Genomic DNA, 17,604 nt, shown 5'->3' on the forward strand with positions numbered 1-17,604 from the left:
TAAAGATTAATGGGTAAACGACATGACTGAGATGAATATTGACCAAGTATTGGCGCAAATGCGCGCTATGTCGATCGAGGCAGGCGCTAAACCGCAGCCAGCCAATAGTGACGGTGATTTTGCCGCGGTATTGAAACAGTCAATCGATGCGGTTAATGATACCCAGCAAACTTCTTCGGAAATGGCCAAGGCTTTCGAAATGGGGGACCCCGATGTCAGTTTGGCGGAAGTGATGATCGCCTCGCAAAAGGCCAGTGTCTCTTTTCAGGCCATGGTGCAAGTGCGCAATAAGCTGGTCGAGGCCTATCAAGATATCATGAACATGCCGATGTAAGGTTAATCGTTTGCAGCCATGAGTGAGCAAAACAATAACGGCGCGGCCGACATACAAGGATCATCCCAACTGGTTTCGACGGGGCAGACGATACATCCCGCCTTTAAGGGGTTGATGGAACTGTCGACCGTCCGTCAACTCGGTCTGATGCTCGGTTTGGCATTGAGCGTGGCGATCGGCATGGCGGTGGTGCTGTGGTCGCAGACGCCTTCCTATGATTTGCTTTTCAGTAATATCGCCGAACAGGATTCGGCCGAAATTATCGATGCGCTCGATAAACTGGGGGTGGATTACCAGGTGGACACCGGTTCCGGCGCGATCATGGTGCCGTCCGGCGATGTGCGCGAATTGAAGTTGAAGCTCGCCGCCCAAGGGTTGCCGCGCAGTTCCAGTACCGGTTATGAGTTGCTGGATAAGGAAACCAGTTTCGGCACCAGCAAGAGTGTCGAGAAAATGCGCTTCCAACGTGCGCTGGAAGGCGAAATTGCCCGCACGATCATGACCATTCAAAACGTCAAGTCCGCCCGCGTGTTGTTGGCCTTGCCAAAACAATCGGTATTCGTGCGCAAACAGAAGAAACCGAGCGCGTCGGTCATCGTCAACTTGTATCGAGGCAGAATGCTGGAGAAGGAGCAAATCGAGGCGATTGTGCATTTGGTGGCATCCAGCGTGCCGATGTTGGAATCCACCCAGGTGACCGTAGTCGACCAGAAAGGCCGGTTATTGAGCAGTCAAGACAGTTCGGCCGAGGTTTATTTGACTTCCAAACAGTTCGAATACAAGAAAAACATCGAAGAACATTTGATGGAAAGGATTCGAAATATTTTAACGCCATTGGTTGGCAGCGATGGTTTCCGCACGCAAATTTCCGCCGATGTCGATTTCACGGTGACCGAACGTACCCAGGAAATGTTCAATCCCGATTTGCCGGCTTTGCGCAGCGAACAAACGCTGGAAGAACAAAATTCATTGTCGGCGGTGCAAGGTGTCCCCGGTGCGTTGTCCAATCAACCGCCACCGGCCGGCGTAGCGCCGGAAGTGGCCGGCGGAGCGGCGCCGACTGCTCCGGCCGGTACGCCATCCTCGTCTTCTCCGACCTCGGCCAGCAAAAGCGCAACCCGCAATTACGAGCTGGATAAAACCATCACTCATACTCGTTTGGCGACGGGAGATTTACGGCGCCTGTCGGTCGCGGTCGTGGTCGATAATAAAATTATCGGCGAAGGAGAGAATAGGGCCAGACAGCCCTATTCGCGTGAAGACATTAATCAGATGACGGCGCTGGTCAAGCAGGCCGTCGGGTTCGACAATGCCCGTGGCGATCAGGTTACGGTCACTAATGTCGCCTTCCGGGCCGAAGACGAGCCTGAACCGCTGCCCGAGTTGCCGCTATGGGAGCAAAGCTGGTTTAACGACGCGGTGAAACAAGCAATAGCCGTCGCGGTAGTGTTGTTCCTGGTCTTCGGAGTTTTACGCCCGACCCTGCGGGGCTTGGTTGCCAGGCAAGAAGATAAGGCATTGGTCGAGGAATTGGCGAAAGTGCGGGAAGAAGCGGAAGCGATGGGAGGCGTGGTCAAATTCGATGAAAGGGGTAAGCCGGTGGCCGTGCCTGTCGGCCCGAGCGGGACACCCGACCAAGTCGCCCTGGCTGGTGGCGCGGAAGATTTACTGTTGCTGGATGCGCCGCAAAGCTACGAAAAGCGGCTGGAATATGTACGTAAGTTGATAGACGAGGACCCGAAATTGGTTTCTCAGGTGTTGAAGGAATGGTTGAAAGACGATGGCTGAGGAAGGTAAGTTAAATCACGCGGAGAGGGCGTCGTTGCTGTTGCTGGCGGTAGGTCAGGACAGAGCCGCCGCCGTCTTGAAAAATATGGGGCCCAAGGAAGTGCAAATGGTCGGTTCCACCATGGCGAGACTGGGGCCCATATCGTCGGACATGGTCGACTCGGTATTGGAAGATTTTATCTCGCAGGTCAAAAACGAAACCGGGCTGGGCATGGATTCCGACGAATATATCCGCAACATGCTCACTAATGCCTTGGGGGCGGAAAAAGCCGGCAGCATCATCGACAGGATTCTGCTAGGCGCCAACAGCAAAGGGATCGAACAGCTGAAATGGATGGACACCCGAGCCATCGCCGATTTGATCAGGTTGGAGCATCCGCAGATTATCGCCATTATTTTGTCGTTGTTGGATGCCGACCAGTCGGCCGAAGTGTTGACATTGTTGCCCTCGAATCTGCGCTCCGATGTGTTGATGCGGATCGCCACGCTGGAAGGGGTGCAACCGGCAGCCTTGCGGGAGCTAGATGATATCATGGAGAAACAGTTGACCGGCAGCGATAGCGTCAAGTCCTCGGTGGTCGGCGGCGTGGATGCCGCGGCCAACATCCTCAACTTCATGGAGGGCTCCATCAGCGAATCGATGATGGAGGATATCAATGAAACCAGTCCGGATCTGGGGCAGCAAATTCAAGACAAGATGTTTGTGTTCGAAGATTTGGTCGCCGTCGATGATCGCGGTATTCAAACCTTGTTGCGAGAAGTTTCCACCGATCAATTGCTGGTCGCGTTGCGCGGTGTCGATGACAGGTTGAAAGATAAGATTTTTAGTAACATGTCGAAACGGGCGGCGGAAATGTTAAAGGACGATTTGGAAGCGTCACCGCCAACCAAGCTGAGCGAGGTCGAAATGGCGCAGAAGGATATTCTGTCGATTGCCAAAAAACTGGCCGATTCCGGTGAATTGTCGCTAGGCGGTGGAGGCGATGAATTGGTCTAAGCCGGGAAGATTTTCCCAGGACGAGTTGGAAAAGCTGGATACATGGTCTGGCTTGGAAAATTTTGGCGAGGTTCGTTCCGAACCGGTTGACAATGAAGAAACCCGAATTTTGACGGTTGAAGAAATCGAAGCCATGCAGCAACAGGCCTATGACGAAGCTTACGAGCAAGGGCGCAAGGAGGGGTTTGGTCAGGGGCGCGAGGAAGGGATCGAAGAAGGCAAGAAAACCGGTTTTCAACAGGGCTTCGACGAAGGTTCGAAAAAGGGTTACGACGACAATGTGCATTTGTTACGCAAACAGACAGCTGAATTCGTCAGCTTATTGGAGGCGTTGGCCGAGCCGTTTAAGCAATTGGATGAACAAGTCGAGCGGGAGTTGGTAAAGTTGGCGATCGGTATCGCGAGGCAGTTGCTACGCCGGGAAATCAAGGTCGATCCGGGGCAGATTGTCGCGGTAGTCAGGGAAGCCGTGCAGGCGCTACCGCTGGCGAGTCGTAAAATCACGTTGACCTTGCACCCCGAAGATGCCGAACTGGTTCGCAAGGCATTGGTGTTGGACGAAATGTCACCCCCCTGGGGAATTCGGGAAGACCCGCTGCTGATGCGGGGCGGTTGTATCGTCGAAAGCGGCGCCTCGCATGTCGACGCCACGGTGGAAAATCGCTTGGCGGCCATTGTCGCCAAGGTATTGGGCGGAGAAAGGCGCGGAGATCAAACCCCATGATACCTAGCGCTAACCGAACCGAAAACTGGCTGCAACGTTTGAGACCCTATATCGCTCGCCTGGACGAAACCCCGGAGTTGGTGGTCGAGGGCCGTTTGTCGAGGATGGTGGGGTTGACGTTGGAAGCGGAAGGTTGCCGGGCGGCCATCGGTTCGCTATGCCAGGTTGAAGGCAAGAATGGCGCGCGTATCGGTGCCGAGGTGGTCGGTTTTGCCGGCAGTAAAATTTATCTGATGCCTACCGGCGATACCCATGGCCTGGAACCGGGATGCCGGGTGATTCCGTTGGGGACGAATAGTTTGGCCAAGGTCGGTTTCGGCTTGCTCGGACGCGTGCTAAGCGGGAGCGGCGAAGCGTTGGATAATAAGGGCCCGCTCAATACGGATGCCAAAGTATTGCTGTCAGGCGGTACCATCAACCCTCTGTCCAGAAAACCAATACGCGAACCGTTGGATGTCGGAGTTAGGGCTATCAATGCCTTGTTCAGTGTCGGCCGCGGTCAACGTATGGGCTTGTTCGCCGGCACCGGCGTCGGCAAAAGCGTATTGCTGGGCATGATGACGCGATTTACCACGGCCGATGTCGTCGTGGTCGGGCTCATTGGCGAGCGGGGCCGCGAGGTCAATGAGTTCGTTTTGAAGATACTTGGCCAAGAAGGCATGAAAAGGGCCGTGGTGGTTGCCTCGCCGGCCGATGATTCGCCGCTGATGCGGGTGCATGGCGCGATGCTGGCCACCAGTATTGCCGAATATTTTCGCGATCAAGGCTTGGACGTGTTGTTGTTGATGGATTCCCTGACCCGTTATGCCCAGGCTTATCGGGAGATCGCGCTGGCCATCGACGAACCGCCGGCCACCAAGGGTTATCCGCCTTCGGTATTCGCTAAATTACCGGCCTTGGTGGAACGGGCTGGCAACGGCGATGTCCAAGGAGGCTCGATTACGGCGTTTTATACCGTATTGGCGGAGGGCGACGATACCAATGATCCGATTGCGGATGCCGCGCGAGGGGTGTTGGATGGCCATGTGGTATTGTCGAGAACGCTGGCCGAATCGGGCCATTTTCCGGCCATCGACATCGAAGCCTCGATCAGTCGCGTCATGCCGGATATCGTCGAGGTGCAGCATATGCAAATGGCCCGTGAGTTGCGGCGCTTATATTCCATTTATCAACAAAACAAGGATCTGATCAGTGTCGGCGCCTATCAACCGGGATCCGATCCCCGTATCGACCAAGCGATCGCCAAGAATCCTGCCATTATGGAATTTTTGCAACAGGACATGAACGAGTCGGTGGATATCAGCAGGAGCCTAAGCGAGTTGGCGTTGGTTTTAGGCGTAGAAACGGCGACGGATAAGGAGAGAACATGAAAAAATCGGAACGATTTAAAGTTATTATCGATATACAGGCGCAACAGGAAAAGCAATCGTTGCAGGCATTGGGCGCTTGCCAGCAGCAGAAACAGGCGCTGGAGGGACAATTGCGCAATCTACGCAGTTATCGGCGTGAATATGCGGAAAAATTCGACGCAGCCGAAAGCCGGGGAATGTCTATCGGGCAATTGCTGGAGTTTCGGGCTTTTATCGACAAGTTGGACAAGGCGATCGCAGCGCAACAGCAAACCGTTGAAGATAAAAACAAGGAGTTGCTGCGGTTTCGTAAAAACTGGGAGCAAAATCATCGCAAAACCCAGAGCCTGCAAAAAATTGGTGAACGGGCGGTCTTGGAAGAAGTGAAACTGGCCGACAAGCGGGAGCAAGCGGAGCAGGATGAGCGGGCCTCTAGGGCAGGACGCAAGAATGGCATGGGAACTGCTTGATTAAGGGCGGGTTTTTTGGAGAGCGATCATGAATGTTGAAGCGTCCGGTTTACAATCATTTTTTACCGCGTTGGTCGGAGCGGAACAATTGCCGGCTACCTGGCTGCAAGACGGCAGTTTGCCTGAGGGATTCTCTTCCGCCTTGAGAGAGCAAATTGCCCACTTGCAGGAAACGCAGCAAACGCTGCCCGTGTCATCCGACCAGGCCGGACTTTCACTATTGCAAGAGCTTGCCGTCTTTTCCGGCAAGAACTTGCCGGCTGTCGGCGAAGAAAACGATATCGACCTCGAGTCGACTTTGCAGGCGTTGGCCAAAGTCCTGAAAACCATCGGCACAACGGAAGCCTCGGAGGATGTCGACGAGCTGGCCCAGTTGGTGGCGGAAGCTGTCGTGCCGTTGCAAAACTCTTCGCCGGTTGCCGTTCAAGCTTCGGTAAATCCGGTTGCGCCTGACGACGCGAGGGAGAAGCAAGCGTCCGGCCCGCTGCCATTGTCCGGGTTTGGGGCTAAGGAAGAAAAGAATCAAACGCTTGCCCCGGCGATTTCGCCGAATAATCAAGCCAAAGAGGAAACGCTGAAGGTGCAACAGGATAGGACCGCTATGGCCAAGGAAAATTTACCCGAAGTCGAGGAAAAACATAACGACGAGTCTTTGCCGCTTAAGAAAAATGTGAGCGATTCTCACGAGCAGGAAATGCCGAAACACGAGCAGGCAATACCCAAAATGGCGGCGGATATCGCCCTGCTGAATCGTGCGGTCGCAGTCGAAAAAAACGAATTGGCGCCTATGGGGCGGCATTTCGCTCATCCGCAATGGGGCAATGAATTGTCCGACAAAATAGTATGGATGCATAAACAAAACATTCCCTCCGCCGAATTGAATTTGAACCCGCGCCATTTAGGTCCGGTATCGATTCGGGTCGATGTCCATCAAGAGCAGACCTCGGTCGCGTTCACCACGCATCATGCCGTGGTCAAGGAAGCCATCGAGGCAGCCATACCGAGGTTACGGGAAATGCTGGGGTCGCAGCAATTGAATCTGGTGAACGTGGATATATCCCAGCAGCATTCGGAACAAAGGCAAGGCAACAATTTTTCTCAAATGGCGAATGATCAACGCAGTCACCAGAACGGCGGACAGCTTACAGAAAATGCCGAACCGCTAACCATCGCCGATGAAATCGAAGCGGGCCGAGCGATTGCCAGCCAAGGCATTTTAAGTCTATTCGCCTAGGCGGTCGTTGACCTGGGCGGTACTACAGCATAAGCGTGGAATAGCGGCAAGCCAAGGCGAGTCGTATTTTGCCTTGGCTGGAACCGGTAGGTTCGGGAGGGAGTCGGGCAATGCTTCCCCAGCTATTCTACGATCTCAAGTTCTCTGGCAGCGAAGGCCGTCAATCTCTATCTTTACACTATTAAATATCCCGATAGCGGAGTGATGCAAATCAATTTTGCATCAAAGCTAATATCTTTTTATAATTGATCGTTTTATCGGGCAATCCGCCCATCCTTGCTTCATCGTTATTTTAAGACGTAGCGAGAGGCTTAACCGTAAGGAGCGACTATGCGACATTATGAAATTGTCTTTTTGGTACACCCTGATCAAAGTGCTCAGGTCCCTGCCATGATCGAGCGCTATAAAGCGACGATCGAGGGAGCTTCCGGCTATATACATCGCCTGGAAGACTGGGGGCGTAGACAGTTGGCGTATCCCATTAAAAAAATTCACAAGGCGCATTACGTGCTGATGAATATTGAGTGCGACCAGGACACGCTGGATGAATTGGAAAGCGGTTTCCGCTTTAACGACGCTATTTTACGTAGCATGACTCTGGTCAGACAGGAAGCCATCACCGATCCTTCGCCGATCATTGCCGCAGAAGGCGGGGCGGCAGAGGAAAAATCCAGTTCAGCGGATGCTAAAGAAGAGAGTGATGAGGAAGAGGAAGAGCTGGACGAAGACGCGGACACTTCCGACGCTGAATAACTAACAATTGGATTACGAGGATTATTATGGCACGTAACGTAAAACGCAAAAAATTCTGCCGTTTCAGTGGCGAAGAGGCAGTCGTGATCGACTACAAAAACCTGGACTTGTTGAGCGAATACATTACCGAAACCGGTAAAATCGTTCCAAGCCGCATCACTGGAACCAGTGCGAAGTATCAAAGACAATTGTCGAAGGCAATCAAACAGGCCCGTTATATTGCCTTGCTGCCTTATTGCGACGCACATAAGTAACATACGGGAAGCAAAGTGAAGTTTCTGGCGGGTTACATCATGAAGGGGCGTTTTCAGGCCACGACGGTCGCTTCTTCGTTAGCCTTGCTGGCTTTGCTTTTTCCTCCCGTCAGTATTGTAAGTTCGGCGTCCGTCGCACTGGTGACTTTACGGCGTGGGGCCGGAGAAGGGCTGTGGGTATTGATCGCCTCCTGCGTGGCCGCGGCAATATTAGGCATGTTCTTGCCCATCGGCTCCCACATTGCCCTGTTGTACGGCTTGGTGATTTGGCTGCCGGTTTGGCTGATCGCGATTGTTTTACGCGAGGGACGGCAATTGGCCGTAACCATCGAAATCACCGTGATTTTGGGTGTTTTGGGCGTGATAGGTTTTTACCTTTATCATCCCGCCCCTGCCGCGTTGTGGAACAATGTGTTGAACGTGATGTTTCAACCGATGCTCACTCAGCCCGGTGTTCCGGCCGAGGAAATTACTCAATCCCTCGTTAGATTTTCCCGCCTGATGACAGGTGCGATCGCCGCTGGGATTGTTTACGGTGTTCTATTCGGCTTGTTTTTGGCGCGCTGGTGGCAGGCGGTGCTGTACAATCCCGGCGGTTTCCGCAGTGAATTCTTGTCGCTGCGCTTGCATCCGCAACTGGCGTTGGCGACATTGGTTGTGGTGGCCATGGCGCTGGCTTTGTCGGGTAAGGTGGCCGAAGCTTGTTGGAACGTGATTGTGTTGTTGTTCGTGCTGTACACCATTACCGGCACGGCAGCGTTACACGATGCCTTCGCGAAGGCGAAGAGTGGTCGTTTCATGGTGCCGTTTCTATACATTACCCTGGTGATGATACCCCATGTGGCGATCGCCGTGGCTTTGTTCGGATTGGGCGATACTTGGCTGGACTTACGCAATAAAATTTCAAATCAAACGGACACTAAATGAGTCCGCTAATTCGACGAAGAGTCGATTAAACGAGGTATAAAGCGATGGAAGTTATTCTTCTGGAAAAGATTGCCAATTTGGGTAATCTGGGTGACAAAGTAACGATTAAAGCCGGTTACGGTCGCAATTATTTGATTCCTCAGGGCAAGGCTGTTGCAGCGACCGAGGAAAAAATCAAGGAATTCGAGACGCGCCGTGCGGAATTGGAAAAAGCTGCGGCGGAAAAACTGGCTGCTGCTCAAGCACGGGCCGAGGCGATTGGCAAACTGAAAGTTATCATCAAACAGAAAGCCGGCGAAGAAGGTAAGTTGTTCGGTTCTATCGGTACGCAAAATATCGCCGAGGCGATTACCGAAGCGGGCGCTAAAGTGGAAAAACACGAAGTTCGCCTGCCGCAAGGCGCTATCCGTCAGGTGGGGGAATACGAAATCGACATCAACCTGCACTCCGATGTCGACGTAACCGTACCGGTGACTGTCGAAGCCGAGTAAGTAAGATGATCATCGTAACCGGCGGAGCAGGCTTTATCGGCAGTAATTTGGTGCTGGGCCTAAACCAGCAGGGTTACGATGATATTCTGGTAGTCGACCATCTTAGTAACGGCGTCAAATACAAGAATCTGGTCGATTGCCGAATTATCGATTATTTGGACCGGGAAACCTTCTTGCAAAAGTTGCAACAAGGTTTCTTTCAAGCGGAAACAATCAAGGCAATTTTTCATCAAGGGGCCTGTTCGACGACAACGGAATGGGATGGCCGTTACATGATGGAAAATAATTACGAATACAGCAAAGTGCTGTTTCATTATTGTCAGCAACACAAGATTCCCTTTATCTATGCTTCCAGCGCCGCGGTCTATGGCGACGATAAGCATTTCAAGGAAGAACTCGCCTTCGAGAAACCGCTGAATGTATACGGCTATTCCAAATTCCAGTTCGATCAGTATGTGCGGCGATTCCAGGCCAATTTGACCGCCCAGGTTGTCGGCCTGAGGTATTTCAATGTCTACGGTCCCCGGGAAGAGCACAAAGGAAGCATGGCCAGTGTCGCCTTTCATTTGAATAACCAAATCAAGGAATCGGATCGTGTCCGCTTGTTCGAAGGTTGCGATGGCTACGGCGATGGCGAACAACGGCGCGATTTCGTCTACGTTGGCGATGTGGTCGATGTTAACTTGTGGTTTCTGCAGAATCCTCAGGTTTCTGGCATCTATAATACCGGCACCGGTCGTAGCCAGACCTTCAACGACGTTGCCAATGCCGTGATCGCCTATCATCAACGGGGTGAAATCGAGTACATTCCATTTCCGGAAAATTTGCGCGGTTATTACCAGAGTTTCACCGAAGCTAACCTGGAAAAACTGCGCGCGGCGGGATGTGAACACCCATTTAAAACAGTGGAGCAAGGCGTTCGACTGTATATGGAGTGGTTAAACCAATAGAGACATTCCGGTAGAATAGATCTATCTGTTCACGGGGATCTCTATGCGATTAATATATTCGAGCTTATTTAGTCTGCTATTGCCGCTGGTTTTGTTGCGCTTGTATTGGCGCGGCATTAAGGCGCCGGAATACCGTAAGCGCTGGTTGGAGAGACTGGCCGTCTACTCCAAGCGATACCCCTCGAACGTCATCTGGTTTCATGCCGTATCCGTCGGCGAGGCGGAGGCCGTGTTTCCCTTGATAAAGCTGATGCAGGCACAATGTCCCGCAGAAGCCTTTCTCGTCACGACTACCACGCCCACGGGGTCAGCCAGGGTAGCGTCGGTATTGGGCGACAGTGTCGAACATGTTTATCTGCCTTATGATCTGCCGCCGGTGGTTAGGCGTTTTTTGCAAGTATTCCGGCCAAAGTTGGCGATTATCATGGAAAAGGAAATCTGGCCGAACGTGTTCGCCCAATGCGGCGAAAGCAAGATTCCCTTATTCATTATTAATGCCCGTTTATCGGCCAGTTCGGCTAAAGCTTACCGAAAGATTCCGGCCTTGATAAAGCCAGCCTTATGCAATGTTGCCGCGGTGCTGACGCAAACGAAAGAGGATCGTCAGCGCTTTATCGAGATCGGCGCCCCGGCGGAGAAAACCCTGGTTGCGGGTAATATCAAATTCGATGTGACGGTTGGCGAAGACGTCATTGATGAGGGACGGCTATTGCAAAGGCAATTGTTCCCCGGGCGCTTTACCTGGATTATCGCCAGCACCCATAAAGGGGAAGACGAAATCTTTATGGATCTCTATCGGCGACTTAAGAAAGACATTCCCGAGTTGCTGTTAATGATCGCGCCGCGCCATCCGGAGCGATTTGAAAGCGTCAAGCGCTTGGCCGAGGAAAGGCAACTGAAAACGGTGGCCCGCAGCGGGGAAGATTATTGCACGGCCGAAACGGATCTTTATCTGGCCGATACCATGGGCGAGCTGAAAATGCTCTATGCCGCGGCCGATATTGGTTTTGTGGGCGGCAGCATGGTGCCGGTGGGAGGGCATAATATCCTGGAGCCCTTGGCGGTTGGTTTGCCGGTGATGTTCGGTCCGCATATGACCAATTTCAAGGAAATCGCGGATAATGTCCTGCAAAGGCGGGCCGCTTTACAGTGCCGGAATGAGGACGAAATCATCGCTGCCGTAACAAAATTGCATGACGATGACGAATTCAGACAAGCCATCAGCCTGCGTGGCAGCGAATTTTTGCAGCAAAATCAGGGGGCAACGCGTCAGATTGCCGAGACGCTGGCGCGTTATCTCTGAGGGTTAACGGAATGAAGCGACAAGGAGGAAAGCAACGTTGCTAGTCGCGATATTGGTTTCGGCGTAAACCAAATCTCTCTATATTCGGGAAAAGGATTAAACATCCGGCGGACTGCCGGTCTTCTCTATCGAAAACGCGTCGCGTTTTCAAGTCGCGTTTTCAAATTGTCATTTTTAAACTTAATAACACCAGAATTAATGAATACAGAAAACGCATTGCATACCCGTAGTGAATCCAAATGTGAATTATGTGGCGCCGCTGACAATCTTGCCGTTTACGAAGTGCCGCCGAGTTCCGATGGAGGCGTCGACACATGCGTGCTGCTATGCGCAACTTGCCGTGAACAAATCGACAATCCGGACAAGGTCGACGTGCATCATTGGCATTGCCTGAACGACAGTATGTGGAGCCAGGTGCCGGCAGTGCAGGTCATGGCATGGCGTATGTTGAAACGCCTCAGTAGCGAAAGTTGGGCGCAGGATTTGCTCGAGATGTTGTATCTGGACGGTGAGACCTTGGCTTGGGCGAAAGCGGGCAACGAAGGACAGGCTGGGGGAGACGATAGCGTCAGGCATGTCGACAGCAATGGCGCGCTGTTAGAAGCTGGCGATACGGTGACGTTAATCAAGGACTTGAACGTAAAAGGCGCTAATTTTACCGCCAAGCGCGGCACCGCGGTGCGGGGTATTTCACTGGTGGCGGACAATCCGGAACAGATCGAGGGGCGCGTCAACGGTCAGCAAATCGTCATTTTGACCAAGTTTGTCAAGAAAGCCAAATGAGTTTTTTGGAAACTGTAACGGCTTGATAGCATGTGCTTACTGTTGCATTAATCCCTAAGCCGTTGTGGCTGTAGGTAAGCAGGGGTAGGGGCTGCATTCCGGCTTTGCGGATGAATATCGCCCAGTTCCATCATTAATTGGGGGTAGGGGATCGGGCAGCCGAACAGAAACCCTTGGACCGTATCGCACCCGTATTGTTTGACGTACAGATATTGCCGATCGGTCTCGACCCCCTCGGCCACGACCTTGAGATTGAGATTATGGGCCATGGCAATAATGGTCCTGACCAAGATCTCGTCGTCGGGGTCTTGGCCGAGATCGCGTACGAATGACTTGTCGATTTTCAACGTATGCAAGGGCAGTTGTTTAAGCCGGCTCAAAGATGAATAGGCGGTGCCAAAATCGTCGATACTCAGTTCTATGCCTAATTCACACAACTGGTTCAATACGCTGCAAGCGTCGACACTGCCCGGTCCGAAGAGGCTCTCGGTAATTTCCAGTTCCAACCGTTCACCCGGGAATCCGGTTCGTTGCAAAATGGCGGCGACGACATCGTAAAGGTCTTCACGGATGAATTGGGCCGGCGATAGATTGACTGCCAACCGAATGGGCGTATCCGGATTCGTGCACCAAGGCAGCATTTCCTTACAGGCGCGTTCCAGCACCCATTCATCGATCGCCGCGATCAGGCCGCACTCCTCGGCCAAGGGAATGAATTCCGCCGGTGAAATCGGACCCTCCTCGGCATCATGCCAACGAGCCAATGCTTCGACGCCTATGATGGCTAACGTATGGGTGTCGCGCCGTGGTTGATAATGAATACTTAAATTTCCTTCGGCAATCGCTTGTCGCAGTTTTGTTTCGAGAGCAAGGCGGCGGACCGCACGGGAATTCATCTCGGAGGAAAAAAAAGTATATTGATTACGGCCCCGGTCCTTGGAACGGTACATGGCCGTATCGGCGTTTTTGACGATGGCTTCGGCAAGACCGCCATCCTCGGGGAAAAGGCTGATACCGATGCTGGTCGTGACGTGCAGGCTGTAGCCATCCACCTGGATGGGGTCGGCAATCGCTTCGGTCAGTTTACAGGCCACCTCGGCGGCATCGGTATCATGCCGGATCTGGGTGAGGAGTACGGCGAATTCGTCCCCACCCAGACGAGCCAGCGTGTCGCTGTCGCGGATACAGGCCGACAAGCGTTGAGCAACCTGTACCAATAATTTGTCGCCTACCACATGCCCCAATGTGTCGTTTATCACTTTGAAGCGGTCGAGGTCGAGAAACATGACGGCAAGGCGCTGTCCGTAACGCCGGGCCTGGTCGATAGCCAAGCGCAGGTGGTCATCGAACGTAATCCGGTTGGCCAGCCCGGTCAGCGTATCGTGATAGGCCTGATGTTCCAACTGCTGGGCGAGTTCGCTCAATTCGAGAGTCCGAGCATGAACCTTCTCCTCCAATTGATCGCGGATTTTCTGCAGTTCGTGGTCCCGCAGTTGGATTTGGCTGAGCATGCCGTTGAAATCATCGACCAACGTGCCGATTTCGTCGGCGGATAGTTTTTCCGCGCGCAGGCCGTAGTCGCGCTGTTCGGTGACGCGCCGCGCGGTTGCCGCCAGTTGCAGAATCGGTTCGGAAACCAGCCGCTGCAGTCGGCTCGAAAGCAGCAGCGCTAGCAGCAACGATAGTAACAGCACGGCTGCGGCGATGAACAGATGAAAATATTGCCGTTCTTTCCAATAACTGAGATCGGAAATCAGCATGATATGGCCGATTGTTCTGCCGTCGAGGATAACGGGAGCAACCACGAAGAAATTGCCATCGATGGCGCCCGAAGCATGCCTTGGCAAATGGCGCGGAATAGCGCTGCCATTATCCCGCTGATAATGGCAGAACAATTGATTTTCTATTCCGAACAACGCCGCGGCGACAATATCCGCTTCGTTCTTCAGGCTGGCTAGCGTATTGGCGGCGGACTCCGGATCGGCAAAAGTCAGCGCGGCGATACTGTTGTTGCCGATAATCTGAGCCTGGGCGTGCAGCCGCTCGAACATCGAGCGGCGCAACGATAGCCAGTCATTGACGGCGAAGCCGGCTGCCGACAACAACAAGGCGCTGCTGCTGGTCAGCAACAGCATGAGCATCAGTTTTCTTCTGATCGAGGTTTTGCCGAGTATCTTCATGGGTCAGGGATCGTCGCCGACGATAATGGCTAGTTTTAACAATTCCGAGCTCATGCGCAGGCCGACCTCGCGCGTTTTTTGCAAGTTGATCTCGAAACCGATGCGCGCGCCGTTACGAATCAGCGTCACCAGGATGCCGTCATGCCGGTGAGTGTGCGAATCGGTATCGGTCAGGTCGGCGATGGTCAATACTGGACGGTTCGGGTCCGGCTGCGTTTCGCTCAAGTAGGCTTGCAATTCGTCTTGGCCGATCAACAAAATGTTACAAGCATCATTTTTCGTCAAGCTATGGAGTTGCTTGATGACGATTCGTCGGCCGGAGACTTCTTCGCCCGCGATAGATTCAATGGCTTGTCGAATCGGATTGTTGCGATACAGGCATAAGGATATTTCGGCACTACCATCGGCAAGCACTTCGGCTGGCCATGACACGAAACGCGCGATATTAAGAATAAATGCCGTTTTGACCCGGTTGATGCGGCTCGAGTCATCGGCCTTGACAACGAAACTGAAAGTCAGCCCGATGACGAGACATAGCAATAAAATGGCAGCCGGAGAAAGAAACCCGCCGTTGCTCGCGGCTCCATCGCTTCGGGCGCGGGCGTCGGCGATCAACTCGGTTTCGATCAAGGCTCGAAACTCCATTTGATGCGTCCCCAAACTTCCCGATCGCTGCGTTCTGTATTGAATTGGTTGCCGAAATCGCCGGCCGGATCGAAAACCCGAACGTCGAATAAATTGTCGACGCCAATGCTGTAGGAAAAATTATGGATAAGGCTCCCTGAAGCGAAGACATTGGTCAGCAAAAACGCATCGGGATTATCGTCTCGAAAATCGTTGCTGTCGGGACGGTTGCTGTTATAGAACAGTGAAAACCCCAGGCGGTGATCTTGTAGGTAATTGTAATTGGCCGTGAAACTGCCGCTCCATGTCGCCAAATAAGGCAATTTGCCGTTGTTACTATCTTTGGCGTGCAGGTAGGCGGCGCTCAGGCGCAGGTCCAGATTGGTTAAAGGCTGGAATTGAACGAGCGTTTCGACGCCACGCAGCCGCCAAGGCGATTCGCTATTGGCGAAGTATTCATCGGCACCGCCCGGCGTCGGAATTTCGTGGATATAGTTGTCGACTTTGTTTTGAAAAAGCGTGAGGCTGAAGTTGGCGCGTTCCCATTGATATTGATAACTGAATTCCAGTGATTTTATGCGTTCGGGGGTTGGGATCGGTGCAACGAAGTCGGTGTTTTCCAGAACCTTCAAATATTCCCTGAAGGTCGGGGTGCGAATGCCGGTGCCATAAAGCAACTTAAGGCTTTGATGGTCGTCGGGCTTATACACCAAGGCCCCGCGATAATTGAGATGGTCGCCGAATTGTTCGAAGCTGTCGTAGCGGATACCGAGGGTCAGGTCGAATTGCGAATTAATGCTCCATACTTCCTGTAGGAAAAATGCATAGTCATCATTGCTGACGGTTGGGTCATTCAACAGGGAACCGCTTTCCGGGGATGCGAGGAAGCCCTGGCTATAATGGAAGCGGCGCACGAAATTCATGTCTACCGCTTCGCTGCGCATCCAATTGAAACCCAGCGCCAGAACATGGTCGTCCAGCAGGCGCTTGAATCCGGTCACGGTGGCCCCCGCGTTGATCGCATCCTGATTTTCCTGGTAGCCCAAAGTGTGTGTTTGCTGTTCGATCTCGTATTCCCGGGCGTAATCCCAGGTATAATAAAAACTGGCTTGGATTTTACCTTGCTCTAGGTCACCAGCCTCGTATAGCGTCGTCAGGGTTAACGAATCTTCTTCAATGAAGGCATTTTGCGTGTCGGGAATAAACAAAAATGGCGTGTTATTGCGATAATAATCCAGGCTGAGGGTAAAGCCGTCGAACGGAGAGGTTTTGACGAACAGATTGGCGTAATCCTCGTCGAGAGGTTGTAGTGTGTCGCCGCCGATGAAACTTTGTCGGTCTTCCCTGAACGGCGCATCTTGTTCCAGATAGCTGCCGAAAGCTTGAAATCGGGAACTGTTGTAGAGTAGCGTACCCTTGCCGCGCGCATTGCTGCCGCCCTCGGCGCTGGCCTCGATTCGAGGCTTGGCGGCGAAATCCCGGGTGGTCACCGAGATGATGCCGCCGAAGGCATTGGCGCCATAGAGCGATGAGGCCGGCCCCAGAATGATTTCGATTTTCTCGATTTTTTCTAACGGAAAATTATCGCCTAGGGAAAAATGCCCGTAATAAACATGTTGCCGGCGTACGCCGTCGACCAGCAGCACCAGTTTATCGTTATAGCGGTCGATTTGTCCCCTTGCCCAGATCGAGCGATGGCGTTTTCGGTATTGACTCAGCTGGAAGCCCGGCACATAGGCTAATAAATCGTCGAGCCTGCGGACGCCTAAACGGACGAAATCCTTGCGATGAAAACTGTAAACCGTGCCCGGCGCCTTGGCTTGTTCGGTCGGCAGTAACGAGGCGGCGCTGAACACCTCGAGGTCCATCAACTCCTTGAGGGACATGTCGGCATAACTATTGTTCCCGGATTCTTGAGCGGGATGCCCGCACATGCCGGAGGTTATCGAACCGAGCAGCACCAGCAGAGAAACTGGCACCAAGCTCCAGCGACGGGCATCGCCATGGCAGTGGGGTGGCCTGTCGCCATCGAAAAAAGTAAGAGAAGATAATGAAGAGGGCATTAGCTCATCTGATCCGGATAGGTCGGTTCGTCGACGTCTCGAATAAATCGAATTGCTGTAAACCGCACGCCTAAAAAACGGTGTCCGGTTCGATTGTCTAAGGCCTTGCTTTTCATTGCGTCGGGGCCGGATTTAACTCGAATAAAACCCGGCATGATAATGATGAAAAATTTAGAGTCAATAACATGGAATTATTTGAGATTTAGGGTTAACAGTAGCATTCAATCGAGTAGGCAGGCCTAATTTATATTACATTGTAATTTTATACTCATAATATTGTAGTCAATTGATTGTTATTCTCAACTTGTCGGCGATAATCAGAGCCCGTACGCCGTCGCTAAGTTGCTGGGTCGTGGTCATCGATTACTGATCAGGGAATC

The 17,604-nt window shown here is 52.7% G+C and carries 17 protein-coding genes; 14 read left to right on the forward strand and 3 right to left on the reverse strand.

Annotated elements, in window-relative coordinates; genetic code table 11:
- The first annotated feature begins 22 nt into the window (after positions 1 to 22).
- The 14 genes from fliE (at position 23) to EP25_RS0119925 (ending at position 12,357) form a co-directional block, all read left to right on the forward strand.
- Positions 23 to 334: a flagellar hook-basal body complex protein FliE gene (gene fliE / locus EP25_RS0119860; RefSeq protein WP_031435468.1), complete on the forward strand. Its 312-nt coding sequence runs from the start codon at positions 23 to 25 to the stop codon at positions 332 to 334.
- 18 nt (positions 335 to 352) lie between these two features.
- Positions 353 to 2,122: a flagellar basal-body MS-ring/collar protein FliF gene (fliF, locus tag EP25_RS0119865; RefSeq protein WP_031435469.1), complete on the forward strand. Its 1,770-nt coding sequence runs from the start codon at positions 353 to 355 to the stop codon at positions 2,120 to 2,122.
- Positions 2,115 to 3,119: a flagellar motor switch protein FliG gene (gene fliG / locus EP25_RS0119870; RefSeq protein WP_031435470.1), complete on the forward strand. Its 1,005-nt coding sequence runs from the start codon at positions 2,115 to 2,117 to the stop codon at positions 3,117 to 3,119. Before fliF ends, fliG begins: the two co-directional genes overlap by 8 nt.
- Positions 3,106 to 3,843, forward strand: a complete 738-nt coding sequence (locus EP25_RS0119875) for a flagellar assembly protein FliH (RefSeq protein ID WP_031435471.1) — start codon at positions 3,106 to 3,108, stop codon at positions 3,841 to 3,843. The genes fliG and EP25_RS0119875 overlap by 14 nt, the downstream gene beginning before the upstream one ends.
- A complete protein-coding gene (fliI, locus tag EP25_RS0119880; RefSeq protein ID WP_031435472.1) occupies positions 3,840 to 5,213 on the forward strand; it encodes a flagellar protein export ATPase FliI in 1,374 nt (457 codons plus the stop codon). The genes EP25_RS0119875 and fliI overlap by 4 nt, the downstream gene beginning before the upstream one ends.
- Complete coding sequence (gene fliJ / locus EP25_RS0119885; RefSeq protein ID WP_031435473.1) at positions 5,210 to 5,662, forward strand: flagellar export protein FliJ; 453 nt, start codon at positions 5,210 to 5,212, stop codon at positions 5,660 to 5,662. The genes fliI and fliJ overlap by 4 nt, the downstream gene beginning before the upstream one ends.
- A 28-nt stretch (positions 5,663 to 5,690) precedes the next feature.
- Complete coding sequence (locus tag EP25_RS22690; RefSeq protein ID WP_031435474.1) at positions 5,691 to 6,896, forward strand: flagellar hook-length control protein FliK; 1,206 nt, start codon at positions 5,691 to 5,693, stop codon at positions 6,894 to 6,896.
- A gap of 330 nt (positions 6,897 to 7,226) precedes the next feature.
- Positions 7,227 to 7,649 (forward strand): 30S ribosomal protein S6, encoded by a 423-nt coding sequence (rpsF, locus tag EP25_RS0119895; RefSeq protein ID WP_031435475.1) that lies wholly within the window; start codon positions 7,227 to 7,229, stop codon positions 7,647 to 7,649.
- 26 nt (positions 7,650 to 7,675) lie between these two features.
- Positions 7,676 to 7,903, forward strand: coding sequence for a 30S ribosomal protein S18 (rpsR, locus tag EP25_RS0119900; RefSeq protein ID WP_031435476.1), 228 nt, complete (start codon positions 7,676 to 7,678; stop codon positions 7,901 to 7,903).
- A 15-nt stretch (positions 7,904 to 7,918) separates the two neighbouring features.
- On the forward strand, positions 7,919 to 8,830 hold the full coding sequence (locus EP25_RS0119905; protein WP_031435477.1) for a YybS family protein: 912 nt from the start codon (positions 7,919 to 7,921) through the stop codon (positions 8,828 to 8,830).
- Between the two features lie 44 nt (positions 8,831 to 8,874).
- Positions 8,875 to 9,321, forward strand: a complete 447-nt coding sequence (rplI, locus tag EP25_RS0119910; protein WP_031435478.1) for a 50S ribosomal protein L9 — start codon at positions 8,875 to 8,877, stop codon at positions 9,319 to 9,321.
- A gap of 5 nt (positions 9,322 to 9,326) precedes the next feature.
- Positions 9,327 to 10,271, forward strand: coding sequence for an ADP-glyceromanno-heptose 6-epimerase (gene rfaD, locus EP25_RS0119915; protein ID WP_031435479.1), 945 nt, complete (start codon positions 9,327 to 9,329; stop codon positions 10,269 to 10,271).
- Positions 10,272 to 10,314: 43 nt separating this feature from the next.
- Positions 10,315 to 11,574, forward strand: coding sequence for a lipid IV(A) 3-deoxy-D-manno-octulosonic acid transferase (gene waaA / locus EP25_RS0119920; RefSeq protein ID WP_031435480.1), 1,260 nt, complete (start codon positions 10,315 to 10,317; stop codon positions 11,572 to 11,574).
- Positions 11,575 to 11,772: 198 nt separating this feature from the next.
- Positions 11,773 to 12,357 (forward strand): PhnA domain-containing protein, encoded by a 585-nt coding sequence (locus EP25_RS0119925; RefSeq protein WP_031435481.1) that lies wholly within the window; start codon positions 11,773 to 11,775, stop codon positions 12,355 to 12,357.
- Positions 12,358 to 12,404: 47 nt separating this feature from the next.
- Here the strand turns inward: EP25_RS0119925 and EP25_RS22695 are convergent, their stop codons facing one another.
- Genes EP25_RS22695 through EP25_RS0119940 form a run of 3 tightly spaced genes read right to left on the reverse strand, consistent with a single transcriptional unit; the run spans position 12,405 to position 17,224 of the window.
- The gene (locus tag EP25_RS22695; RefSeq protein WP_051906933.1) at positions 12,405 to 14,537 is read right to left on the reverse strand and encodes a putative bifunctional diguanylate cyclase/phosphodiesterase; all 2,133 of its coding nucleotides are present in this window, start codon (positions 14,535 to 14,537) and stop codon (positions 12,405 to 12,407) included.
- Positions 14,538 to 14,540: 3 nt separating this feature from the next.
- Positions 14,541 to 15,182 (reverse strand): YfiR family protein, encoded by a 642-nt coding sequence (locus EP25_RS0119935; protein ID WP_152555694.1) that lies wholly within the window; start codon positions 15,180 to 15,182, stop codon positions 14,541 to 14,543.
- Positions 15,164 to 17,224 (reverse strand): TonB-dependent receptor plug domain-containing protein, encoded by a 2,061-nt coding sequence (locus EP25_RS0119940; protein WP_084191115.1) that lies wholly within the window; start codon positions 17,222 to 17,224, stop codon positions 15,164 to 15,166. Before EP25_RS0119940 ends, EP25_RS0119935 begins: the two co-directional genes overlap by 19 nt.
- Positions 17,225 to 17,604: the final 380 nt, after the last annotated feature.

The organism is Methylomarinum vadi (genome assembly GCF_000733935.1).
GTDB lineage: Bacteria > Pseudomonadota > Gammaproteobacteria > Methylococcales > Methylomonadaceae > Methylomarinum > Methylomarinum vadi.